Consider the following 23214-nt stretch of genomic DNA (forward strand, 5'->3'; position numbering starts at 1 on the left):
TCGCCTTCCAATGGCTCAGAAGAGTCGGGAAGCGACGACCGGGATCAGGAAGGCCAAGGCTGCTGATCGGCCATCAGGGCCATTTACCGAAGGCCATTGTGGTAGACGAAGTCGGCCTGCACCTTGGGATCGAAACGCACGCATCTCACCTATTTCCACGCGAACTCATTTCCCCTGGGCATTGGAACCATAGATACATGCCAGCACTGCAATTCACACGAGGATCCCGCGAGCCCAGATCCGTGAAGGTACCCCGCCAGATCGAAGACCTATGACCTCGACCGCGAATCGCTGCGCGAGCAACGTAATCTGTGTGAGTTAGGTGTTGCGGAAGCAAGCGTAGGCTCCCACGGAGGACAGGAAAATGAGACCTTCTTAGTTCCTACGTTCTTAGGAGCCGTTTTGCGAGTATTGCTTTAAGGTCTCGCCGGGTGTCGCTTATGATGTGTATGTAAATGGTGTCGTTTGCAATCTGGTAGATGATTCTGTTCATGCCGCTGATGACTTGATAGTATTTCGTTGGTTGGAAATCTATCAACTCGGGTGGGTTGCTGCCCTTCAGTGGGAAATCTTCTACCTGCTTGATTGATTGTTGAATCTTGTTTCTGGTCTCAAGCCAAGCTTTGTTGCCAAATTTATTAATGATGTACCGTCGCAAGTCTTGCAAGTCGGACTTGGCAGGCCCGAGAATTACAGACTTCATTCGATCCCTTCCTCCCTGTCCATCCGCTCCAGTTCGGCAAACACTTCGTCCGTCGGGGTGAAGTTGCCCGTCTCGATGTCATTCTGACCCATCGCCAGAATCTTCAGAAGGGTAACCGTCTGTTGCATGTCCTCATAGGATTGGGCATCCTGCACGACTACCTTTGCCTCGCCGTTCTGTGTGATCAGCATGGGCTCGCCGCTCTCGGTGATGTCCCGGACGATTTCTGCTGCGTGGCTTTTCAGGTAGCTTATGGGCTTGACCTGACTCGGTTTCATATCCCGCTCCTTAGGCGTGAGACTTCCGGTCCAAATATAGACCTGAATTCAGTCTGCGTCCAGCGCAAGGAATTTCCTGTGCTATGCAGTGGTGCATAAGGCATGCACTCGATGCATGTCCTCGGTGAGGAGCCGACTCTACCAGTGGGCGCCAGACCTAGCTCAGACAGTCGCGTAAAGTTTTCCGCCTCGTATAGGGCAGGCGCCAATAGTCCACTCCTCAGACGCTCGACGTTACCTAAACTGCATGGCCGCCCGGCTTGGGCGAGGAAGGAGTGCGTTTTTAATCACGCACAGATATGCGGAACGTTCTACGACTAGTACAGTCATCCCGAGAATAGACTGACGCATGTCCATGTCGATGATCTGCCGGCTGTAACGCAGCGTTGAATGACCGCTGTACTTCAGAAGTTGACGCCGGAGCCGTACTTGGGGGAACGACGGCAGCGGGTCGGCAGCGGCTGCATTGGGTCGATAGCGAATGCAGGTCAACCGCCGGTTCGACATGGTCCACCGCGCGTTCAGCCGCTTGTCCGACAACGCGTCGAATCGGATCACGAGATCCACGCCGCCTTCCACGAAATCGATCGGCAGTCCGCCCTGTCGAACTTCCACCAGATCACCCACGCATCCGCAACAGATCAGCGTAAGAGACCAGCTTGCGTTTCTCATTAGCAAGCGTCTTTCGTTTGGACGCCGAGCGGGTTGGTTGGCCGCGCTCGAACTTGGCGGCGGCGCGTGCGTCCTCCCGCGTGTAGGTCCGCGCAGCCTTGGCTTCCGCCTTCAGGCGTTCAGCTTCTAGCCGCGCAGCAGTGCGTTCCTCTCGCGCAACTTCTTGCACGGCCGACATGATTTCAGCTCTTAGTAGATCGCGCCTTTGCTTGGCAGCGGCACGGGCAGCCTGCAATTGCTCTTTCCTCTGCCGCAGCCAGTCTTTCCCGTTGACCGGCGCAGGCCTGGCCTCTGGCGGCACGCTCAGGCGCAAAGCCCTGCTGATTGAAACTCTCTCAGTCCGTAGCGTGCGCCGCGTTTCCTGCTTCGCATCACTCACGCTGCATCACTTCCCCGGCACCACATAGGTGCGGCCCATTGCAACACCAGTTGAAGTCCATGAACTCATCCCGGCGACCTTACCATAGGACTCCATCTCGGGCTTGGATGAAGGCGCCTAGACACCGGCATACCGCAGCGACCGGCCGATCCCGGCCACGAACCGCCATTCGCATCTACCTGACGAATGACCGGAGTCGCGCCGTCTTCGGTCATAGCGAGCCGCGTGGCCGTGGTAGTTGAATCGACATTTCAATGAGGCGTGACTTTTAGTCCCATCCGCGCGCTCGTTAAAGCGGCTGTCCACACCAATAACCTGCGGTTGCGACTAGCGTTTCTGGCAGCGTCGTCAAGCCTTTGGCCATCTCGGATTCAAGGCCAACCTTTGACTGTCTCACTCAAGACAATGTCATCGACCCCGCGGAATTAGAATGCAGATGCTTCTCAGGAGTTGTCACGCTCGAGCAACGTGACATTTGCAGACGGTTCCTTATTGGAGCCAAGCGGACCTTCGATCTTCGTCCTTTCTTCTGGTCTCCAAGGCCCTTGCCCGGCGCTAGGGGTAGCGCCGGGCTCCTTTTCCCTTGACGAAAGCCTCTGAAGCCTCGTCGCTCTTCTGCGGCTTTGACGGCTACCTCGATGCCGGCCGCATCAGCGATTCAGCGGCGACTCCAGTCAGCAGCCCCAACCTGCAAAACCGGGGTCTATGCCACCACAGCAGCCAAGGATGGTCACGATATGACAACGTCGCCAGGGGGCATCGTTTGCTCTGCACGAGGACATGTTGACGGACTATGCGTATGCGTCCGCTCCGCGTGGATTCGGCCCAGCCAAAGCCGTCCTCGATGCGAGAGATGGCAGCGACTTCCGCCGTACCAAGTGTCTTCGAAGAGTGCTCAGGCGGCCGCGGCCATGCTGCAGTGCGTGGCATAATATCTGCCATTACGGTTGGCAACCACGAACACCAACCATGTAAACGGCCGGCACTGGGATGACATGGAAGATATTCTGAATCCTCCTCGCGTGCGCATCCGACGCCGCGGCGCGGATAAGCATCCCTTGATCCTAAAAGCTGCACGTGAGCTTGTGGCGCAATCAGGCTTTCGCGAAGCACAAATGACTGCGATCGCAGATGCCGCAGGCATCGCAATCGGCACGCTCTATCGGTACTTTCCCTCGAAGACTGAACTGATGGTGGAAGTCGTCAAGTCGACGGCTCAGCGCGAGGTGGATGTGGTCGCTGGTATCGCAATGCGCGACGGCTCCGCTTGCGAGAAGCTTGGCGCCGCCGCCTGGACATTTGCCAGCCGGGCCCTTCGTGGCCGCAGACTCGCCCACGCGCTTGTTGCGGAACCTGTAGAGCCTGACGTGGAGTCAGCCCGTCTGACGTACCATCGCGCACTGTCCCGCGTTTTCAAGACAATCATTGAGCAGGGCATCGCGAATCAAGAGTTCCCGCCCCAGAATGCTGGCGCCTCAGCCGACTGCATCGTCGGCTGCCTGTTCGAAGGCCTGGTTGCACCACTAAGCAACGGCGCTGCCGAAGCATCAACTTCCATGAGTTCGCATGCCACGGCAATCATCACCTTCTGCCTCCGAGGTGTGGCGGGACAGATGCTTTCCTTTCCGCCAGCGGCTGACGCATAGCCCAATCCGACGCGAGCATCTCGGCGAGTGACCAGTCGTGAATTGCGATTTCACTTAAGCTCACCGTCGACCGAAAAAGTTACCCTTAATACGCGGAATTGGTACGCGAACACGCCCGTATGCTAGTATTTTCCCTGCAGTTCCATGCCTTGACATTCGAGCCACGACCTTTTAGCCTTAAGTGAAATCACGATTCACTTAAGGCCGGCAATCCAGATCGGCGAACCCAGCATGGAGACAAGTTCATGGGCGTTCTCGAGTTCAACCCCGACCTGGATCGCCGAGTCAAGGAACTGGTGTCGGAATACTCAGGTCCTTCGGCATCCCTGGCTTGGCTCCTGTGCGATCGCCACCCTGCGGACAGTATTGCCTACGATGTCGTCGACGCTCATGGAAGAGTAGCACGCATCACTTACGGGGACCTTAAGCGCCGTTCGGAGACGTTCGCCGCTGGCCTAGCCTCCATAGGCGTCAGCGCTGGAGACAGAGTCGCGACGCTCGCCGGAAAGAGCGAGAAGTACTTGATCTGCCTCTTGGGCATCTGGCGCCTTGGTGCTGTTCATGTCCCGCTGTTTACAGCGTTCGGGCCGCCAGCGATCGCCCAACGCCTGAGCGGCAGCAAGACAAAAGTCGTGGTAAGCGACGCTTCTCAAGTTGCAAAACTCGCCGCGATTGACCAAGACGCAGCGCCCCTCGCCGTCACCGACCTGATCGTCATAGGCGAAAGCACCAACACACCCGCTGCGTGGCGCGCTCATAAATTTGAAGACATATTGGCCGCGGAACAATCGGAGGTGCCGGCTGCAGCCTTGGGCGGCGATGCGCCGTTCATTCACATCTACACCTCGGGCACAACCCGGAAGCCCAAAGGCGTAATTGTTCCGATACGGGCCATCGCGGCATTTCGCGCGTATGTCGAATTCGGAATCGGACTTCTTCCAAGCGATGTCTATTGGTGCGCTGCGGATCCTGGTTGGGCGTATGGACTCTACTTCGGCGTCATTGGCTCGCTGAGTACGGGCGTTCATAGCCTCTTCCTTCAAGGGGGCTTTGACGCTGCAACCACTTACCGAACGCTAGTCGACCGCGCGGTCACCAACTTTGCCGCCGCACCGACCGTCTACCGGTCCCTCATGTGCTCGGAAGTCGCCCCACCTTCAGACCTGAAGCTTCGCTGCGCCTCAAGCGCCGGCGAGCCGCTCACTCCGGACGTGAATGAATGGGCGAAAGCGGCCTTGGGCACTCTGGTTTTTGACCACTATGGTCAGACGGAAGCGGGCATGCTGATCAACAACCATCACGATCCGCGCCTCGCCACGGCGATCCGTCCGGGGTCAATGGGCATAGCAATGCCTGGATGGAAAGCTGTCGTATTGGACCGAGTCGGCGACGTCGAAGTGCCGCCTGGCGAAGTCGGACGTGTCGCCTTCGACATCGCAGAAAGTCCGTTTGCGTGGTTCCACGGCTATGACGGAGCCCCCGAAAAGAGTGCGGAGAAATTTTCCCCAGATGGCAAATACTACCTTTCCGGCGATCTCGGAAAGTTGGGCGATGACGGTGCTTTCTATTTTTCCTCGCGTGAAGACGACGTCATCATCATGGCCGGCTATCGGATCGGACCCTTTGAAGTCGAATCGGTAATCGCCTCCCACCCGGCAGTCGCAGAGTGTGCCGTGATTGCGGCTCCCGACAAGATTCGCGGGGAGGTTTTGGAAGCCTTCGTCGTCCTTCGACCGTCATTCGCCGCCAGTCCTGCAATGGCCGAAGAGATCCAACAGTGGGTGAAGACACGATATGCGGCCCACGCCTATCCGCGTCAGGTCCACTTTTCGAACGAACTCCCCAAAACCCCGAGCGGGAAAATTCAACGATTTCTGTTGCGCGAAAAACGTGGCGAGATTGCACTGCCATCGCCTGGTAAAAAGGGGAAATAGCGACGCAATCGGCCTGACGACATTTTCCTTCGCTCGCACCGCCAACAGCAATGATTGGCTCCTGTAGTAACCGACGAGACGTTCCCATGCAAACGCTATCCCACGACTCAAGACGACAGGTTGAGCGACCATTTGTCGCTGAACAACCTATTCAGTCGACGCTCGCATCCTTCTTCGAGAGTTCCGCCTGGTTCGATCACCTTACGTCTCAAGAGAAAGCGCGCGTCATGGCCGACTCATTCGAGAAGCATCTGACCGCCGGCGGCACCGCATGCCATCGGGGTGCACCGGCCGATTACTGGCTAGGGGTAGTGGACGGCATCGTCAAAGTGGATACCGCCTCCGCCTGCGGGAGAGCGATTACGTTCGCAGGCGTCCCAGCGGGTGCGTGGTTCGGCGAAGGTGCTGTCCTGAAGAACGAACCACGGCAGTACTCGGTTGTAGCGCTAAAGGACAGCCGGGTCGCCTATGTTCCGAAGGCTACCTTCCTTTGGCTGCTGGAACACAATCACACATTCAGCCGCTATGTCATCGACCAGCTCAACGCACGTTGTGGCTACTACGTCGGGCTGGTGCACAACCTGAGGCTTCACGAAGCCGCAGGCCGTGTGGCATTCTGCCTTGCCGAACTATTCCACAGTCAGCTCTATCCCTCCACCGACAGGACGCTCGGACTGTCCCAGGAGGAGATTGGCCGACTCTCGGGGCTGTCGCGTCAGAACACAAATCGAGCCCTCCGCGAACTCGCCGAAGCTGGGATGGTCGAGATGGAGTATGGAGCGATTCACGTACTCAATCTCGAAGGCCTCCGACAGTTCGCTCACATGGGCGACTGAGCCGAGTGATCGTTAGCAATAGCCGCATTGCATCCGGGTGAAACGCAATGCATGCATGCGGCTAGACCAATTCGACCGCGACTGCGGTGGCCTCACCGCCGCCGATACACAGGCTTGCAATGCCGCGGCGGCCACCGGTCCTCCTGAGTGCGCCGAGTAGTGTGACCAGGATTCGCGCCCCAGATGCCCCGATCGGATGACCCAGGGCACATGCACCGCCGTGAATGTTGACCTTTGCCCGATCTAGCTGCATATCCCGCACTGCGGCCATTGCGACAACCGCGAACGCCTCGTTTATTTCCCAAAGATCGACGTCGAATGCGGCCCATCCCAATCCGTCGAGAAGCTTCCGGATCGCGCCAATCGGAGCTGTGGTGAACGTCGCCGGCGTTTGCGCGTGCGTCGCATGGCCCACGATCCTAGCAATCGGTTGGAGCTGCATCTTGTCGGCAATGGACTGCCGCGTAAGGACCATCGCCGCGGCACCATCCGAGATCGAGCTCGAGTTTGCTGCCGTCACGGTCCCGTCTATCTTGAATGCCGGCTTCAAGGTCGGTACACGATTCAGATCCGCCTTCAGCGGCTGTTCATCACGCGTGACCGATAGCGGCCCCTTCCGGGTATCTACAGTAAGAGGCACCGTCTCCCACGCGAAATTGCCCGCGTCGATGGCAGCCTGCGCCCGCAGGGTCGACATCACCGCCCACTCGTCCTGCGCCTCCCTTGTGAAGCCATACTCGGCGGCGCAATCCTCTGCGAATGTACCCATCAGGCGCCCACGCATGTCTTCGCTGTAGTGGTCCTCGAGACCATCCAGGAACATGTGGTCCATTACCTTGCCGTGGCCGAGCCGATAGCCGGCTCTCCCTTTCGGCAGCAGGTACGGCGCGTTCGACATGGATTCCATGCCGCCGGCAACCATGATGTCGTTGCTCTTTGCCAGTAGCAGATCATGGGCCAACATAACCGCCTTCATCCCCGATCCGCAAACCTTGCTGATTGTGGTGCAAGGCGTCGAAAGCTCCAGGCCACCGTGAATACCGGCCTGACGCGTGGGAGCCTGTCCGACGCCCGCTGGAAGGACGCATCCCATGAGAAGTTCCTGAATGCAGGACGGAGTCAGGCCAGCCCGCTCGACGGCCGCACGGATTGCCGCCCCGCCCATCTCCGGGGCCATCAAGGATGACAGCTCGCCCTGGAACCCACCAATAGGCGTGCGCGCCGCCGACAGGACTACGACTGGATCGTTTGCCGAGTTAAACATGAGTACCTCACTTCGCTGCCATACGGATAGCACCGTCGAGCCGAATCACCTCACCGTTGAGGTAAGGATTGCCGATAAGGTGCTGCACGAGATCCGCAAACTCCTGCGGCCTGCCCATGCGCTGGGGAAACGGCACGGAGGCCCCGAGCGACTTCTGCACCTCGTCAGGCATCGCGAGCAGCATGGGGGTCGCCATGATCCCCGGCGCGATGGTTACCACCCGCACGCCAAATCGCGCCAGTTCGCGTGCCAGCGGCAGCGTCATTGCGACGACTGCGCCCTTCGAGGCGGCATACGCGCTTTGGCCGACTTGGCCGTCGAAGGCTGCAACCGATGCCGTGTTGATGATGACGCCCCGTTCGCCGTCCGCCAATGGCTGCTGCTCAGCCATCAGTGCCGCCCCTAGGCGGAGGACGTTGAACGTTCCTGCAACGTTGATCTGAAGCGTGCGGCTGAACGATGCCAGGGCATGCACGCCGTTCTTGCCAATCACCTTTTCAGCAGGAGCAACGCCCGCACAGTTGACGAGCCCGCGCAGAGGTCCCAGCGCTGCAGCTACGTGGAACACCTCTTTCACACTCTCTTCGTTCGTGACGTCGGCCCTGACAAAGACGCCGCCTGTCATACGCGCGACGTCTTGCCCGGTGTTCGAATCGAGGTCGACGATAACTACCTTCGCCCTCTGCTCAGAAAGTGCTGTTGCGGTGGCAGCACCAAGGCCGGAGCCGGCCCCGGTCACCACAAATACGTTGTCCTGAATCTGCATGTCTACGGAAATACTTGGTTCAGCGGTTGGTGGATGTGTGCACGTCGAGCGAGGCAAGAGAAGCTTCCTGCAGGGGTTGCACGGATGCGCTTTGGCGGTGATCGATGAGCATGACCGCCAGGGTCCCGACCAGGCCGGCAAGACCGATGGCCAAGAAATTCTGTTCAAGTGGCAGTTTCATTGCCACGAGTGCGCCGATGAGCACCGGTGCCGCGATGGCGCCGAGCCGTCCGATGCCCGAGGCGAAGCCCACGCCCGTGGAACGAATGGAGCCCGGGTAGAATTCCCCGGCATATGCATAGGCAAGCAACTGCGTGCCGAGCGTCGAGGCGCCGACGACGAACACGAGCACGAACAGTAGTTCGGTCGCCTTCGTGTATCCCATGAGGGAAAGCGACACAGCTCCCGTGGCATAGAACGCCACCAGCACATGCTTGATATTGAAACGGTCCCCTAACCAGCCGCCACCGACCGCGCCGCATACGGCACCAATGTTGAACACCAGCACAAAGTTCAAAGCAGAACCGAGGCTGTATCCGGACATCGCCATGAGCTTCGTCAACCACGAACTCAGCGAATAGACCATGAAGAGGCCGGTGAAGAAGGCGACCCAGATCATCAGAGTGCTCATGGCGCGCCCACGGGCGAAAAGCGCCGCGACGGGGGCATTGGATACCATCGCTTCCTGGGGCACGACCAAACGATCACCCGGCGCAATCTGAAGCTCAGGAGCGAGCTTGCGAACCACGGCACGAAGCGCGTCGTCCCGTTGCTTTCTTGCCAGGAACGCCATGGATTCCGGCATGGTCCACAAGATGAACGGAATGAAAAGCACCGGCAGACCGGCAACGAAGAACACCGCCTGCCAGCCGTATGCTTCGATCAGGCCTTTGCCGGTCAGCGCGACCAGAATCCCGCCGATCGAATACCCGCCAAACACGATGGTTACGAGTCGAGCCCGGATCTTGCTGGGTGCAAACTCTCCCATCTGGGCCGTCACGACAGGCAGCACGCCGCCAATACCGAGGCCTGCCAGAAAGCGCGTAACACTGAAGGTGACCGGGTCAGTCGTCAGGCCGGCGGCTGCGGTAAAGACGCTGAAAAGGCCAATGCACACGCAGATGGACAACTTGCGGCCGATCTTGTCGGCGAGCGTGCCGAGGTAGATCGCGCCAAACATCATTCCGAACAGCGCAGAACTCGCCATGAATCCGGCCTTCGTTGCATCGACCCCCATCTGCTTCATGATCGATGGCAGCGCCGCTCCAACCACCGCCAGGTCGTAGCCATCCAGCACGAGGATCATCACACACCAGAAGAGAATCATCCGGTGAAAGCCAGAGAACTTGGCTGTGTCCGCAACCTTCTGAACGTCAATTTCTTTTGTCATCGTCTCCTCCATCCTTGATGGGCAAAATCACCCGTAAATTGCTGTCATTCCTTGTGAAACGTCGTAAAGCTCGAAGCGGGCTCGCGCTCTGATGCCAAGGAATTCTCGATGCGCTCCTCATCGGCATATCCGAGACTCATCCCAACCACGAACTTCTCCTGGGCGCCAAGTGCCAACTCCTGTTCGATGATCCGGTGGTACTTCATGAACGCAGCCTGGGGACAAGTACTCAGCCCATAGGTACGTGCCACGACCATGATGTTTTGCAGGAACATCCCGTAGTCCAGCAGGCTTCCTTCGTTCATCAACCGATCAACCGTGAAGAAGAGGCCGACAGGCGCGTCGAAGAACTGGTAGTTCCGACCGTGCTGTGCATGCATCCTGGCCTTGTCGCCCTTCTCGATCCCAAGCAGGCTATAGAGCTTCCATCCCACCGCACGACGGCGATCGAGGTATGGCGACGACCATTCCTGGGGGTAGTACGCCCACTCGTCCGCGTGCTTTGCGGCCACTGCCGGATCATCATCAACACTTCGAATTGCCGCGCAGACCCTTTCCTTTGCGGCACCCATCAGCACATGTACCTTCCATGGCTGAATGTTCACGCCGGTCGCAGCAAACCTCGCTGTGTTCAGGATTGCCTCGACGGTATCTGCGGGTACAGGCTTCGGGAGAAACGCGCGCACGCTGCGGCGCGTCGTAATCGCCCACTCAACCGCGCAACGCACGGTCGGAAGCTCATCAGGCGGGGGGCTCATTCTGTTGGGGTTCACGCTAACGCTCTCTACTGAAGTTGGCTGCATCAGCCTTTCGGGTTAGAGACTAGGTTTCGCGCCTATCAGGTACTGTCACATAGCCGACAATCCCGGGAAATTTCCCGCATCAACTCGAACGACATTGGCACTGTCCTGTGCAAGACAGTGTCCCAAGGGGAATCGCCTTACCCTCCGGGTTCCATTCGTGCGCGAAGCGCAAGACTAATAGAGCTCGGTAGGAGACAGTCGTGAGCAACAACCTTTACGAAATCGGCCTGAAACGCAACAACGCCAACCACGTTCCGTTGACGCCTCTACATTTCCTGGACCGGTGCGCCGAGCAGCATCCCGACAGGGACGCCATCGTTCACGGCAACCTGCGTCAGTCGTGGAGCGCGACAAGGGAACGCTGCCGACGCCTGGCAAGCGCCCTGATCAAGCTCGGTATCGGTAAAGGCGACACCGTCTCGATCCTTGCGCCGAACACCCCGGCAATGGTGGAAGCCCATCATGGAGTCCCACTAAGTGGTGCGGTGCTGAACGCCATCAACTGTCGACTCGATGCCGACGGTGTGCGGTTCATTCTGAAGCACGGCGAAGCCAAAGTCCTCTTCGTAGACCTGGAGTTCTCCGCCTTGGCGGCAGCCGCAATTGAGGGCCTCGACAATCCCCCGCTGATCATCGATATCGTCGATACCCTGGCGCCAGCATGCGAACTGATCGGCGAACTGGAGTACGAGCAGTTTCTCCGACAAGGCGATGCCGACTTTCCGGGAATTTATCCCGAAGACGAGTGGGATGCCATCGCGCTGAACTACACCTCAGGAACAACCTCCGACCCCAAGGGGGTCGTCCCGAGCCATCGGGGCGCGTACCTGATGAGCCTACTGCAACTCACGGATTGGGGAATGCCACGCGGCCCGAAGTATCTGTGGACGCTCCCCTTGTTTCACGCAAATGGCTGGTGCTTCGCATGGGCTATCACGGCGGCGGCAGGTACGCACGTGTGCCTACGCAAAGTCACGGCCGCAAACATCTTCCAGGCGATCGAAGCTCACGGCGTAGACCATCTCTGCGCTGCGCCCATTGTGCTCGCCTCCCTGGCCACGGCGACGGAGGCTGAACGTCGATCGTTCTCGCATCTCGTGCGCATTCGTACTGCCGGCTCCCCCCCTCCTGCAAGCGTACTCAGGGCCGTGGGTGAACTGGGGTTCGACGTCGAGCACGTGTATGGAATTACGGAAGCCTCGGGCACACCGGTAAGTTCATACGCTAACCCCATCTGGAACACAAAGTCAGCGGACGCCAAGGCTCGTCTGATGGCGCGCCAAGGTAACCGTGCGGCCGCGCTAGAGGGACTATACGTCGCGGACCCTGACACGATGCACCCTGTACCGTGGGATGGCAAGACACAAGGCGAACTCCTTCTGCGCGGCAACGTCGTCATGAAGGGCTACCTGAAGAACCCGGAAGCAACCGAGCGGGCCTTCGGAGGAGGCTGGTTCCACACTGGCGACGTGGCAGTGGTTCATCCCGACGGGTACATTCAGATCACCGACCGGTCAAAGGACGTAATCATCTCGGGCGGGGAAAACATCTCCTCCGTCGAGGTAGAAGATGTACTCCATCAACACCCAGCCGTCCTAATCGCTGCGGTCGTGGCCCAGCCCCACCCGAAATGGGGAGAATCGCCTTGCGCATTCATCGAACTCAAGGACGGCCACGCTGAGCCATCCGAGGCTGAAGTCATTGCCTTCTGTCGTGATCGCCTCGCTCACTACAAGTGCCCCGTTCGCGTCGTCTATGGCTCGCTTCCGAAAACCGGCACCGGCAAGATCCAAAAGTTCCGGCTGCGTGAAATGGCCCGAAGCCGCGACGCCATCACCGACCTGGCCGGTTCGCACTAACCCCGTCTGTAGCACTGAACTATGATCGATTGCACTATTGATGGGCACACCGCACTAGTCTCTCTTAAGCGCCCGCCGGTTAACGCCTTCAACATTGAGAGTCTCGCCGCGCTGGAGTCGTTAATCACTCAACTGAACGCCAATGCAGAGGTTCGAGCGATTGTGATTACCGGCGATGGTAAGTTCTTCAGCGCCGGCGCTGACCTTAAAGAGATTGCAAACAGCGATCCCAATCATCCCCGGTTGGTCGCCCAGCACTTTGGGCGAGCCTTTGAGGCGCTCCAGAACGCCAGGCCGGTGGTTATTGCCGCAATCAATGGCTTCGCTCTGGGCGGCGGCTTGGAGTGTGCTTTGTCGTGCGATATCCGCATCGCCGAAGCGCACGTCCAAATGGCACTGCCGGAAAACGCCGTCGGTCTTCTTCCTGCTGGTTGCGGTACACAGACCCTGCCTGCACTCGTGGGCGAAGCCTGGGCAAAGCGCATGATTCTTTGCAATGAACGTGTGGACGCCGAAACTGCGTTGGGGATCGGCCTGGTCGAGGAACTCGTCCCAACAGGAACTGGCCTGGAGACCGCGATCGCGCTCGCGCAGCGAGCTTCCTCTGTGAGCCCTGTCGCAGCCGCCGCAAGCAAGAAATTGATCCACCTGGCACGAGAAGGCGCGCCGAGAAAGGCCGCTCTGGCAGTCGAGCGCGAGCAATTCCTCTGCCTGTTTGATGGCGAAGACGCAAAGGAAGGCGTAGATGCGTTCCTTGAAAAGCGACCACCGCGTTGGACCACCCGGTAATCGCCATCGCCGTCTCGGTCGGACAAATGCTCTCCGATCGGGACCGAGCTGCTAGCGTCCCATCCCGCTAGTACGTGAGAAACGTCGCGTACCGGCTAGTCTGAAACCTTTGGGGGAGTGGCGATTGTTTGAATACGAACTTGAGCGAGTCATTCTTGGTGCGGCAGCCGTCTTTTGGCTTGCTCGCAGTTGGTATAGTTGGTATCTCAATAGGCAACTCAACGAGGCTCGCGAAAAGCTGGCACGGCTGCTTGAGCCGTTTCCCAGCATACGCGAATCACTCTACGAGAGCGAGCGCAGCCTGAAGCAAGAGCACGGGGCACGGCAAGGCCAACACAAGGCTCAGGAGATGAAGCACTGCTCGAAAGGATGTATCAGATGAGCAGCAGAATGTCCCTGAGTGCTGTGGTCCAGAAATGGCTCGGGCTACACGCCGCGAGCCCGCGACAAATTACCCGCATACGCCTCCCAAGACAACACACGGGATGCGTCCAAGTGACAACCTCCGGTCCGGCGGGCGATCTCTCTCTGTTTTTCTTTCGTCATGCGGACGGTTCATGGCGGGTATTCCCGCCCTACGATTCCACATGTGCAGTCCTGCCGCATTATTACGTGCCAAATAACTCATTTCGAAATGAACTCTCCTCACGCTGAAGGGCGCGCCAGCAAATGAGGCAACAGGCCAGCTTGAGAAGAGCCTCGCGAATGTCGGCGCGACGCTCGAAGCGGGTGCGCAGACGACGGTGGGCACAACAAAGGTGATTCAAAACAGAACGGCCTAGCCGAAGCCGAGCCGCTTCTACACCAAGGAATAGAAACCAAATTACTTCAGCGCTTCGAACACGTCCGCTGTGATCTTGATCACGTCGCCCGAGCCGGCGATTTTGCGATACTTCGGTGGCGCTAGCTTGGCCGATGCGTCGCCCTTTGCGGCCCAGTCGGAGTAGTAGTCGACCAGCGGACGCGTCTGCTGCGAGTACGCGTCCAGGCGCTTGCGTACGGTCTCTTCCTTGTCGTCATCGCGCTGGATCAGCGGTTCGCCGGTTTCGGCGTCGACATATTCCACCTTCGGCGGGTGGTAGCGCACGTGGTAGGTACGGCCTGAGGCCACGTGGACGCGGCGACCGCTCATGCGCTCGATGATGGCGTCGAACGGCACGTCGATTTCCAGCAGGTAGTCGATGGCGACGCCGGCTTCGGTCATTGCCCCGGCCTGTGGAATCGTGCGCGGAAATCCGTCGAACAGATAGCCCTTTTCGCAGTCGGGCTGCTTAAGACGGTCCGGCGCGCGTCAAGGTAGATGTCGCCTCATTCATGCAGCCAAACGCTGGTTTTCCGCGCCTGGCTTGATACGGGTGGGCACGGCAATCTCGCGCTCTGGATTGAGCGTTACCGTCCCGATTGGCGACCAATCTCGTGTGTGGCGTGACCAACGACGCGGGTTGTTCTCACGGGCCCGGGCGTACAGCTCATGGCGCGCGGCGAGAATGGTCTCATCTTGTCCGGCGTGGCGCTGTGCCGGGCTCACATAGCGGATGCCGCTGTGGCGGTGCTCGTGGTTGTACCAGTGGACGAAGTGTGCCGCCCAGGTACGCGCCGCAGTCAGGTCGGCAAAGCCCTTGGACGGGAACTCCGGCCGGTACTTCGCCGTGCGGAAGAGGCTCTCGACGTACGCGTTATCATCGCTCACCCGTGGACGCGAATACGAAGGCTTGACGCCCAGCCAGTGCAACATCGCCAGCACCGTGGTGGCCTTGAGCGTGGCACCATTGTCCCCGTGCAGCACGGGCTTGGCCGCCATGGCATGAATGCCCTCGGCCAGCGCCGTGCGTTTGACCAGGTGCGCCGCGTGGTCGGCGTCGTCGCGGTCGTGGACCTCGAATCCCACGATCTTGCGGCTGTACACGTCCAAGCAAAACCAGCGCCCGGCGACCTCGGCCGGTAAGTATGTCATGTCCCAACACCACAGTTGGCGCGGCCCTGTCGCCACGTGCGTGGTGGGCGGGCGGCTTTGCCGAGGCGCCTTGGCACGCCCGCGGTGCCGAGTCTGTCCATGTGCGCGAAGCACGCGGCCAAAGCTCGATTCGCTGGCTAGGTAGACACCCTCATCGGCCAGCATGGGCACGATGCGCGCTGGCGGCATGTCCGCGAAGCGCGGCTCATTGGCAACCGCCAGAATGCGTTCGCGCTCCTCGATGGTCAGCGCATGCGCGGGCGTGGGACGCTCTGCCCCGGGGCGGCGGTCTCCGACCACCAAGCCATCGTGGGCCTTCCAGCGTTGCAGAGTGCGCACCGTTATGCCAGCGACCTCGCACGCCTGGCGCAGGCGAGCGCCGCCTGCGTGAGCGGTTTCGATATGGCGGACCATCGTGTGGCGATCTTCCAGGCCGATCATGCGTCCTCGTCCTTGTCCTTCGGGAAGATGCCCTCTAGCTTTTTTGAGAGTATCAGCAGGGCGGCGGCTTCAGCCAGCGCCTTCTCCTTGCGGCGCAGCTCGCGTTCGAGATCCTTGATGCGGCGCCGATCGGCCTTCGTCTCGCGAGGGGTGGCGCGCGCGTCCTCGGGCTCAGCTAGCGCCTGTGTGGCGGCAGTGCGCCACTGCTCCAACTCCTGCGGATACACACCGTTCTCACGGCACCAAGCGCTCTTGCTGGCCTCGTCCATCGCGGCCGTCGCCAGCACCGCCTCAAATCTGGCCGCCGCTGTCCATGCCCGCTCACGAGCGGGCATGGACATAGCGTCCGCACGCCAGCGCTCGAGGGTGGCCACTGCCACACCCAATTCCCTTGAAACCACTTCCACCGCCGCACTCTCCGGCGGTAACAACCGTGCTACCGCCCGGTCCTTGAAATCCTTCCCGTAACGAGCCACTTCTCTCTCTCATCGCCCCCAGGGTTCAAATTCTATCGGGGCGACATCTATTCTGCCGCGGGGGGGGGTCCTTCACTAGGCCGATAATGATGTCATCCGACACCAATCCGCCCGCGTCCATCACCTTCTTGGCTTCGATCCCCAGCGGCGTACCGGCCGTCACCGCCGCGCGCAGCATGTTCCCAGTGGAGATTTGCGGAATGCCGAACTTCGCGCAGATAAACTTGGCTTGTGTGCCTTTGCCAGCGCCGGGCGCGCCCAACAGTAGCATTTACGGGTCCCCAAGGTATTTGAATTCGATCAGGCTGGATCTATGAAAGGAGGTTACCGCTGAAAATTGACTCGCAATCTACCTAAATCAAAATCTCGCAATCAGCGCGAATGATCGAAGGCTGCTGCTTGTTTTTTCGGTGATTCGAACACAGACAAGCCTGTCGGACGTCCTGCCACACTTCGCGCAACGCGTCCAACAGCCTGAAAGACTGCCCTCAACCAACCAAGAAAAGACTGGCGCCACTGATGGCGCCAGTCGGACGGAAATATTGACTGCGTTGGTCCTTCACTTCACCTCAGTTGGAACAGATGAAGCTGGACGCGGCGTTGATGTCCCCGCTTACATACTTGGGCCACGTCGGGTACTCGCACAAAGGCCTCTTACGGCCGGCGGTAGGCGCATTTACATCTGTGATGACCAAATTACTGGGCGCCGTACCTTTCGTTACCCAATTGTCGAGCACTGTAAGGCCGTCGTAGGCACCTTCGAACTGCCCCCCAAAACCGTGGGATCCGCCTGGCACCAGATAAAACTTAACGAACGTATCGATGACTCCCTGACCAAAGCGAGTCTTAAGACGCCCATAGTAGTCAATAGACATCTGTCCCGGAATGAGCTGATCCGACTGCCCGTGTTGAATAATCAGCTTGCCCCCTCGATCCTTGAAGGATGTCAGATCCGTAGTCGTCGCATCCATGAGACCACTGACTGCCTGGGTTCGAGGCGTCAAGGTTCCGGGATCCGCGAAGTTAAAGGACATGAAGTCCAATGCCGGATTTCGCGCGATAGCGTATTTGATCCACGCATTCGGAAAATCATACATAAAGGAAACGCCTGCGGTCGTAGTAGCCGGATCTGCGACGGCAGCGGTTGGCGATGCCCCCAAAGGCATTACATAGGGATTCCAAAAATCGGTGCCAGACAAAATGTTGTAGCCAGGAATCGAACGAATCCCGTTGGCAAAGTCAAAATTCGTCAACAGAGGTGTTGCGATGGTTGCGACAGTGTTCAACTGAGCATCCGATAGACAGGTATCGCCAGTATCCGCACCGCCCACGCAACGGAGTGTCTGTGGATCGAATGAGCACGCGGAGGGATTGCTGATGACACCATCTGCGGCGCCGTCCAAGCCGTCACACTGTGCCATGACAGCAGTCTTAAGGACCTTCGCTTTTGCGTTGTTGATAAATCCTCCCGGCGCAAGAGACGCTTGAGAAATGCGTCCCATTGCAAACGAAAGGCCAAGAATTTCAGAGGCCGGGAAACTCGAAATCACCCCGTCGAAATCTGCCGGATAGCGTTGCGCTGCAACTAACCCTTGACGCCCGCCACCCGAACCACCGATGTAGTAGCTATGCGAGAACGTTTGACCATAGCGCGCCTTGGCGAGGAAGACTGCAACGTCATGAACCTTCTTTACGTGTTCGCCCGAATAGTTTTTCAGCGCTTCATCATTTTGAAGAAACGTGCCTTCGCCCGCGTTGCCCTGGTGGCCACTGTCGCTACCGAGCGTTACAAAGCCTCTTGCAAGCGGGGTTTTCGTTCCTGGTACTTCGGTATAGGTGAGGCTTGACTGCGCATAGCCAGCAGTCGCCGGAATCGTGCCATCGAACCCGCCACCGCCAAAGTGCACGGACTTTCCGTTCCAATTGCTCGGCAGGTCAACCTCGAATCGAATGTCCGGGGCTTGAAAGTCAACGGGGCGGATCTTGCCCAAGACCTTGCAATATTCGCCCGATACATTCCCCGTTGCAGTCGCAGAGATCAAGGTGGCACTTGCTACAGTCGCGCCCGTCGTGGCAAGGCCGATGGCGCCGGCCGGTACATCCTGCCCCTGGAGGCCCGCACATAGTTCTGCCGCTGTTTTCGGGACACTCGGAGCGTCGGGCGTCGTGGCGACTGGCGGCGTCGCTGCCGAGGCAACTGTCGCGTCGTCACCCCCTCCACACCCGGCGAAAAGCATGGTCGACCCAAGCGACAACAATATTCCTGCTCGGAACGAAGCCCTCAATTCATGGTACTTCATGTTCTGTCTCCTTTGATTATGAAAGCAAATCGCTAGCGTCGGATCGCGATTGGTTTGTGCGGTGCGAAGCAACTGTGAAATTCCTGGGCGCGAAGCTCCGAATAAGTGCTTCCTCGGCGTACAGCGCGATGGACAGCGCTGTTGCTTCGTGTGGATCTCTAGCGCTGCTACTGTATGGGGTCTGAGCGAGGCTGAATGTCTTGTACGCGACAGTGATGGGCAGGCGCACAGCAAAGGTTCCATTAGGCGCACGTAGGCCAGCGTTTGGCTCGGGCAAAGGTGCGCCACTCAGCAGTTGCGACGGAACTCGGCTATTCGGTCCTGACCCACCAGCCTGGCAGGTACCGGTCATCTGCAGAAAGGGCCAGGTAACTGACCTGCATTGCAATGCAGGCAACAATCTTTGTACTCGCTAGCGATGATCTTGTGCGTGTTGCGACCAACATCAAAATCTCTGCCGGGGTGCGCGCAGTCGGCGTTGTAATTGCTACGGCCACCACTTTGGCACGCATACGCCCTTACGGGGAGGGGCGTCCATCCCATTAACGCCCGTTACCACATCAAGTACCTTCTTCACCCCTCCCGCGGCTTCGACGTAGCGCTTGCTGCTTTAGCAGGCCGCTGAAATACCTCCAGGGAATGTCGGCGCCACGACAGGCTGAAGCGTTGATCTGAGGACTCCACCCAACCCCAGATTCATGCGCGGCGCTGACACCTTCACGGAAAGCTTATTCACCATGAGGCGGCTGGAAGATTTCGTGCCGAAGTCCCACCCGCTGCGCTCTATCCGCACCATGGCCAACCAGGCGCTGGTGAAGATGGACCGGTTGTTCGCGCAGATGTACGAGGCCGATATCAAAGGTGGCCAGCCCAGCATCGCGCCGGAAAAGCTGCTCAGAGCCATGCTGCTGCAGGTGCTCTACAGCATTCGCTCCGAGCGCCAGCTCATGGAGCAGACGCAGTACAACCTGCTGTTTCGCTGGTTCATCGGGCTGTCGATGGACGACAGAGTTTGGGTGCCTACGGTCTTCACCAAGAACCGCGAACGGCTGATCAAGCACGATGCCGTGATCGAGTTCTTCAACGAGGTGCTGGCCATCGCGCAGAAGAAGGACTGGCTGTCTGGCGAACACTTCAGCGTGGACGGCACGCTGATTCAGGCGTGGGCAGGCCACAAGAGCTTCGTGCGCAAGGATGGCAGCGACGACGATAGCGGCGACTTCAGGGGTCGCAAACGCAGCAACGAGACGCACGAGTCCAAGACCGATCCCGATGCCAAGCTGTACCGCAAGGGCAAGACCGCCAGCGAGCTGCGCTACATGGGCCATACTCTGAGCGACAACCGCCACGGCCTGGTGGTGAGCGCCATGGTGACCAATGCGGACGGACACGCCGAACGCGAGGCCGCGAAGGTCATGCTCAACGATGCCAGGCAGGTAACTGAAGACCCGAATGTGGAAGTGACTGTCGGCGCGGACAAGGGCTACGACGCGCAGGAGTTCATCCAGGCGTGCCTGGAAATGAAGGTGACTCCCCACGTGGCACAGAACACCTCGGGGCGGTGCTCGGCCGTTCCTGATGCCATTGCTTGCAGCGCCGGTTATGCCGTCTCGCAGCAGAAGCGCAAGCTGATCGAGCAAGGCTTTGGATGGATCAAGACCGTTGGCCGCATGCGTCAGGTGATGGTGCGCGGACTCAAGAAGGTCGACCAGATGTTTGTGCTGAGCATGGCTGCCTACAGCCTCGTACGCATGCGCTCGCTGGGACAAATCCGTCCGCAGTTGCAGTAATCAATGAAATGAACGCGTCCCACCCCGTGAATGTCAGAGCAAACAAAGGCGGATCCTCACGGGCCTACGGCATCGATGTGCCCAAGGTGCAAAATGCATGCATTTCCCAGGCAACCGGAGAATCCAGTGGTCAATCGTACAGCAGTCGGTGTGGACATCGCGAAGAACGTGTTCCAAGTGCACTACGTCGATCAGGAAACTGGCGAGATCGTGAACAAGCCGATCAAGCGGGCGAAGTTCCTTGAGCACTTCACGAATCGTACTCCGTGCCTGATCGGCATGGAAGCTTGTGGCGGGGCGCACCACTGGGCCCGTCAACTGATGAAGATGGGGCACGCGGTAAGGCTGATGCCTGCGGAGTTCGTCAAAGCGTTCAACATCAGGAACAAGAACGACGCTGCGGATGCCCGGGCGATCTGGCTGGCTGTCCAGCAACCCGGCAAGCCCGTAGCGGTGAAGACAGAGATGCAGCAGGCAATGCTGGGGCTGCACCGGATGCGTGAGCAGTTGGTGAAGTTCCGCACGATGCAGATCAACGGACTGCGCGGACTGCTGACGGAATACGGTGAGGTAATGAGCAAAGGACGTACAGCGTTGGACAAAGCGATACCGGAAGTTCTGTGCCGACTCGCAGAGCGCTTGCCTGCTGCGTTGGTAGAAACGCTGCGCGAACAGTGGAACGGGTTGGCCAAGCTCGACAAGCAGGTGGCCGAGATCGAACGCAGGATGCGCGAGTGGAAGAAGGAAGACGAGGCTGTAAAGGCGATCAGCGAGATTCCCGGCGTGGGCCTGCTGACGGCCACGGCGGCGGTCGCGATGATGGGCGATCCGAAAGCATTCCGCTCTGGTCGGGAGTTCGCGGCGTGGGCAGGCTTGGTGCCCAAGCAGACCGGCTCGGGCGGCAAGGTAGATCTGCACGGCATCAGCAAGAGAGGTGATACGTACCTCCGCACGTTACTGATTCACGGCGCACGCAGTGCGCTGACGCACGCGAAAGAGCCGGGGCCGTGGGTCGAGCAGATCAGCAAGCGTCGCCCGCGCAATGTAGTGATCGTTGCGCTGGCCAACAAAATGGCGCGGACGATCTGGGCCGTGCTGGCCCATGACCGGCAATATCAGAAGGACTACGTGAGCGTGAAGCCAGTATGAATGGCTAGCGTAATGTAGAAGATTAACGTCTAACGCAGGGGGTGAACGTCGAAAGGTTGCGCAGCAATCGAGTGTGATGACAGTCAGGTAGGACCTGGGACTCGCAAGACCTGTATTACCGCAAGAGCTTCGAGCTCGTGTAATCAATGAGGAGCGAGTCTGCGGATTTCATAGGGGCCCGCAGCGGAAGTAGCGGCTGCAACAAGGCCGAATATACAGCTGCAACCCATCCTGTCAGTTTGAACACACGAAAACTGTTGCAAAGGGACGCGTTCATATACGCGGTAATGAGGCCGGAAATGAGCGCCAAAACGCGGAAAAAAAACGACGCAGTGACGCCCGGCTTCCGGATTGTGAAAAGTAGCGAACACACCAGCCCTTTTTGGGGGAAGCTCCGCCGCTTCCATGGTGAGTACTTCAGCAGCCTGCTAACGCGCATTACTCCATCTCAGGTAAAAGATTTTGTGTCATTTCATCTGAACCGCGGACTAAAAACGTCGAGTGTCAGGGTTATCCTGGACGTGTTATGCGCAGGGGCGACATGCTACATGCACGAACACGATCTGACAATTCGCAACCCACTTCTTCGAGTACCGATTCCGCGGGAAAAATACGACCGAAAAAAGCATGTTCCCTTTTCGGAAGCGGAACTAACTGCGTTCCGCACGGCTTGTGTGCTTCGCGACGATCCGGCTCGCTGGTTGCTGGCGATCATCATTGATACGGGCGCCCGGCTAGGAGAAATCTGCGGGCTAGCTCTTGAAGATATCGTGGTGGATCATGAATTCCCACACATTAAGCTCGTCGAGCGGCCCTGGCGCAGATTGAAGACGTTGGCCAGCAGAAGAAGCGTACCACTTGCCGGCGCAGCATTATGGGCTGCACATCGAATCCTGGACTCTGCTCCCAATGGCGAGGTGTATGCCTTTCCCAAGTACATAAAAAACGGGCAAACCTCGAGTTATATGTCTAGTGTCCTGAAAGCCTGGCTTGGCCTCAGGGGATGCGACAGGGGGGTCCATGCGTTCCGGCACGCTTATATTGACCGCCTTAGAGAGGTCAATTGCCCACCCGGCGTCCGACGCGCGGTGATGGGCTGGACCGAACGGACGATGGAAGAACGGTACGGCTACGGCTACAGTCTTGAGACCATGCATGGTTGGGTATCGCGAATTGTCCGTCACGACTTCTACGACCTAGACTCTTTGTCCGCAATTCAAGACGGGGATTCTCGCCTGCCACCGGTTGAGTGCGGGCGCATATTCGCAAAAATCGTGGCAAAGCTCGGTCAGCCTCTTTGGCGAGAAGTAAGGGCTTCCGGCACGATTCCCATCGGCGATTTGATGCGTGGACGCGCATACGCTGTCCGTCATGGTCTTGTGACGGTGCTAAGCCCGCAGTATGCGAATCACAGACATCAGACTCGCTATGAGGTTCTTGATCAAAGTACGCAGCATCATCCGCATCACGTAGCGCTGCGCGTACCGGGCTATGTGGACGTGCAAAGAGGGCAACGGCGGCCACAGCGCCCGACCTGGATGCGCTGCGCAGAATGCTTTCCGAGGGATCGATATGTTTGGTTTCCGAGCCCGCATTCGTTACAAGAAAAAAGCAGAGAGCGCTCAATGAAGATTGCCGGCAAGGACGCTTCTTCGCGGGTGGAGTTCAGTTAGTTATCTGAACTGCGATCGTCGCAGAACGGCCATCTCCTGCCATTCGCCTGCACTCTCAGCCGGACACTCGAATGTCGGCTCCACTCAGCTATGAGACTCTGACCTGTCGAAA

19 protein-coding genes and 2 pseudogenes are annotated in these 23214 nt (G+C 58.8%); 9 read left to right on the forward strand and 12 right to left on the reverse strand.

What is annotated here, in order from left to right:
- Positions 1-382: 382 nt before the first annotated feature.
- From AC3WL8_RS29015 to AC3WL8_RS29030, 4 genes are all read right to left on the reverse strand, one after another.
- Positions 383-703 (reverse strand): type II toxin-antitoxin system RelE/ParE family toxin, encoded by a 321-nt coding sequence (locus AC3WL8_RS29015; protein WP_035825719.1) that lies wholly within the window; start codon positions 701-703, stop codon positions 383-385.
- Entirely contained in the window at positions 700-981 is a 282-nt protein-coding gene (locus AC3WL8_RS29020) for a type II toxin-antitoxin system Phd/YefM family antitoxin (protein ID WP_492379378.1), read from the reverse strand. Before AC3WL8_RS29020 ends, AC3WL8_RS29015 begins: the two co-directional genes overlap by 4 nt.
- A gap of 234 nt (positions 982-1215) precedes the next feature.
- Positions 1216-1596: a hypothetical protein gene (locus tag AC3WL8_RS29025; RefSeq protein WP_492379379.1), complete on the reverse strand. Its 381-nt coding sequence runs from the start codon at positions 1594-1596 to the stop codon at positions 1216-1218.
- Between the two features lie 4 nt (positions 1597-1600).
- Positions 1601-2032: a hypothetical protein gene (locus AC3WL8_RS29030; RefSeq protein WP_492379380.1), complete on the reverse strand. Its 432-nt coding sequence runs from the start codon at positions 2030-2032 to the stop codon at positions 1601-1603.
- A 995-nt stretch (positions 2033-3027) separates the two neighbouring features.
- Between AC3WL8_RS29030 and AC3WL8_RS29035 the strand changes: the two genes are divergently transcribed.
- The 3 genes from AC3WL8_RS29035 to AC3WL8_RS29045 all read left to right on the forward strand — a co-directional run bounded on the left by AC3WL8_RS29035 (position 3028) and on the right by AC3WL8_RS29045 (position 6448).
- On the forward strand, positions 3028-3678 hold the full coding sequence (locus AC3WL8_RS29035; RefSeq protein WP_492379381.1) for a TetR/AcrR family transcriptional regulator: 651 nt from the start codon (positions 3028-3030) through the stop codon (positions 3676-3678).
- Between the two features lie 245 nt (positions 3679-3923).
- Positions 3924-5612 carry an AMP-binding protein gene (locus AC3WL8_RS29040; RefSeq protein WP_492379382.1) on the forward strand — a complete coding sequence of 563 codons (1689 nt, stop codon included), beginning with the start codon at positions 3924-3926 and terminating at the stop codon, positions 5610-5612.
- 149 nt (positions 5613-5761) lie between these two features.
- Positions 5762-6448, forward strand: a complete 687-nt coding sequence (locus AC3WL8_RS29045) for a Crp/Fnr family transcriptional regulator (RefSeq protein WP_492379406.1) — start codon at positions 5762-5764, stop codon at positions 6446-6448.
- A 61-nt stretch (positions 6449-6509) separates the two neighbouring features.
- On the opposite strand, the gene AC3WL8_RS29050 is transcribed toward AC3WL8_RS29045, so the two are convergent.
- The 4 genes from AC3WL8_RS29050 to AC3WL8_RS29065 are packed head-to-tail and all read right to left on the reverse strand — an operon-like array spanning position 6510 to position 10626.
- The gene (locus AC3WL8_RS29050) at positions 6510-7712 is read right to left on the reverse strand and encodes an acetyl-CoA C-acyltransferase (protein ID WP_492379383.1); all 1203 of its coding nucleotides are present in this window, start codon (positions 7710-7712) and stop codon (positions 6510-6512) included.
- 7 nt (positions 7713-7719) lie between these two features.
- Positions 7720-8478: an SDR family NAD(P)-dependent oxidoreductase gene (locus AC3WL8_RS29055; protein WP_492379384.1), complete on the reverse strand. Its 759-nt coding sequence runs from the start codon at positions 8476-8478 to the stop codon at positions 7720-7722.
- A 19-nt stretch (positions 8479-8497) separates the two neighbouring features.
- Positions 8498-9868 (reverse strand): MFS transporter, encoded by a 1371-nt coding sequence (locus AC3WL8_RS29060; RefSeq protein WP_492379385.1) that lies wholly within the window; start codon positions 9866-9868, stop codon positions 8498-8500.
- 44 nt (positions 9869-9912) lie between these two features.
- The gene (locus AC3WL8_RS29065; RefSeq protein ID WP_492379407.1) at positions 9913-10626 is read right to left on the reverse strand and encodes a nitroreductase; all 714 of its coding nucleotides are present in this window, start codon (positions 10624-10626) and stop codon (positions 9913-9915) included.
- A 245-nt stretch (positions 10627-10871) separates the two neighbouring features.
- On the opposite strand from AC3WL8_RS29065, the gene AC3WL8_RS29070 reads away from it, so the two are divergent.
- From AC3WL8_RS29070 to AC3WL8_RS29080, 3 genes are all read left to right on the forward strand, one after another.
- A complete protein-coding gene (locus tag AC3WL8_RS29070) occupies positions 10872-12530 on the forward strand; it encodes an AMP-binding protein (RefSeq protein ID WP_492379386.1) in 1659 nt (552 codons plus the stop codon).
- Positions 12531-12551: 21 nt separating this feature from the next.
- Complete coding sequence (locus AC3WL8_RS29075) at positions 12552-13319, forward strand: enoyl-CoA hydratase (protein ID WP_492379387.1); 768 nt, start codon at positions 12552-12554, stop codon at positions 13317-13319.
- Between the two features lie 124 nt (positions 13320-13443).
- Positions 13444-13701 carry a hypothetical protein gene (locus AC3WL8_RS29080; RefSeq protein WP_492379388.1) on the forward strand — a complete coding sequence of 86 codons (258 nt, stop codon included), beginning with the start codon at positions 13444-13446 and terminating at the stop codon, positions 13699-13701.
- A 441-nt stretch (positions 13702-14142) separates the two neighbouring features.
- Here the strand turns inward: AC3WL8_RS29080 and AC3WL8_RS29085 are convergent.
- The 4 genes and pseudogenes from AC3WL8_RS29085 to AC3WL8_RS29100 form a co-directional block, all read right to left on the reverse strand.
- A pseudogene (locus AC3WL8_RS29085) lies at positions 14143-14601 on the reverse strand (nucleoside monophosphate kinase); the annotation flags it as partial.
- A gap of 30 nt (positions 14602-14631) precedes the next feature.
- Positions 14632-16190, reverse strand: a protein-coding gene (locus AC3WL8_RS29090; protein ID WP_492379389.1) for an IS3 family transposase whose coding sequence is annotated in 2 segments (ribosomal slippage) — positions 14632-15761 and positions 15761-16190 — 1560 coding nt in all. Because the reading frame shifts where the segments join, the coding sequence is not laid out codon by codon here.
- A 67-nt stretch (positions 16191-16257) separates the two neighbouring features.
- Positions 16258-16461 (reverse strand): annotated as a pseudogene (locus tag AC3WL8_RS29095) (nucleoside monophosphate kinase); the annotation flags it as partial.
- 298 nt (positions 16462-16759) lie between these two features.
- Positions 16760-18490, reverse strand: a complete 1731-nt coding sequence (locus tag AC3WL8_RS29100; protein WP_492379390.1) for a tannase/feruloyl esterase family alpha/beta hydrolase — start codon at positions 18488-18490, stop codon at positions 16760-16762.
- A gap of 698 nt (positions 18491-19188) precedes the next feature.
- Between AC3WL8_RS29100 and AC3WL8_RS29105 the strand changes: the two genes are divergently transcribed.
- The 3 genes from AC3WL8_RS29105 to AC3WL8_RS29115 all read left to right on the forward strand — a co-directional run bounded on the left by AC3WL8_RS29105 (position 19189) and on the right by AC3WL8_RS29115 (position 23102).
- A complete protein-coding gene (locus tag AC3WL8_RS29105; protein ID WP_492379391.1) occupies positions 19189-20280 on the forward strand; it encodes an IS5 family transposase in 1092 nt (363 codons plus the stop codon).
- A gap of 126 nt (positions 20281-20406) precedes the next feature.
- Positions 20407-21429, forward strand: coding sequence for an IS110 family RNA-guided transposase (locus AC3WL8_RS29110; RefSeq protein WP_492379392.1), 1023 nt, complete (start codon positions 20407-20409; stop codon positions 21427-21429).
- A 299-nt stretch (positions 21430-21728) separates the two neighbouring features.
- Positions 21729-23102, forward strand: coding sequence for a tyrosine-type recombinase/integrase (locus AC3WL8_RS29115; RefSeq protein WP_492379393.1), 1374 nt, complete (start codon positions 21729-21731; stop codon positions 23100-23102).
- Positions 23103-23214: the final 112 nt, after the last annotated feature.

Source organism: Cupriavidus sp. FW305-F7 (genome assembly GCF_058782875.1).

Bases quoted from the DNA above. Each gene is read 5' to 3' on its own strand.
- AC3WL8_RS29015 (WP_035825719.1), bottom strand. From the start codon at position 703: ATGAAGTCTGTAATTCTCGGGCCTGCCAAGTCCGACTTGCAAGACTTG.
- AC3WL8_RS29020 (WP_492379378.1), bottom strand. From the start codon at position 981: ATGAAACCGAGTCAGGTCAAGCCCATAAGCTACCTGAAAAGCCACGCA.
- AC3WL8_RS29035 (WP_492379381.1), top strand. From the start codon at position 3,028: ATGGAAGATATTCTGAATCCTCCTCGCGTGCGCATCCGACGCCGCGGC.
- AC3WL8_RS29040 (WP_492379382.1), top strand. From the start codon at position 3,924: ATGGGCGTTCTCGAGTTCAACCCCGACCTGGATCGCCGAGTCAAGGAA.
- AC3WL8_RS29050 (WP_492379383.1), bottom strand. From the start codon at position 7,712: ATGTTTAACTCGGCAAACGATCCAGTCGTAGTCCTGTCGGCGGCGCGC.
- AC3WL8_RS29055 (WP_492379384.1), bottom strand. From the start codon at position 8,478: ATGCAGATTCAGGACAACGTATTTGTGGTGACCGGGGCCGGCTCCGGC.
- AC3WL8_RS29060 (WP_492379385.1), bottom strand. From the start codon at position 9,868: ATGACAAAAGAAATTGACGTTCAGAAGGTTGCGGACACAGCCAAGTTC.
- AC3WL8_RS29065 (WP_492379407.1), bottom strand. From the start codon at position 10,626: ATGAGCCCCCCGCCTGATGAGCTTCCGACCGTGCGTTGCGCGGTTGAG.
- AC3WL8_RS29075 (WP_492379387.1), top strand. From the start codon at position 12,552: ATGATCGATTGCACTATTGATGGGCACACCGCACTAGTCTCTCTTAAG.
- AC3WL8_RS29100 (WP_492379390.1), bottom strand. From the start codon at position 18,490: ATGAAGTACCATGAATTGAGGGCTTCGTTCCGAGCAGGAATATTGTTG.
- AC3WL8_RS29105 (WP_492379391.1), top strand. From the start codon at position 19,189: ATGCGCGGCGCTGACACCTTCACGGAAAGCTTATTCACCATGAGGCGG.
- AC3WL8_RS29115 (WP_492379393.1), top strand. From the start codon at position 21,729: ATGAGCGCCAAAACGCGGAAAAAAAACGACGCAGTGACGCCCGGCTTC.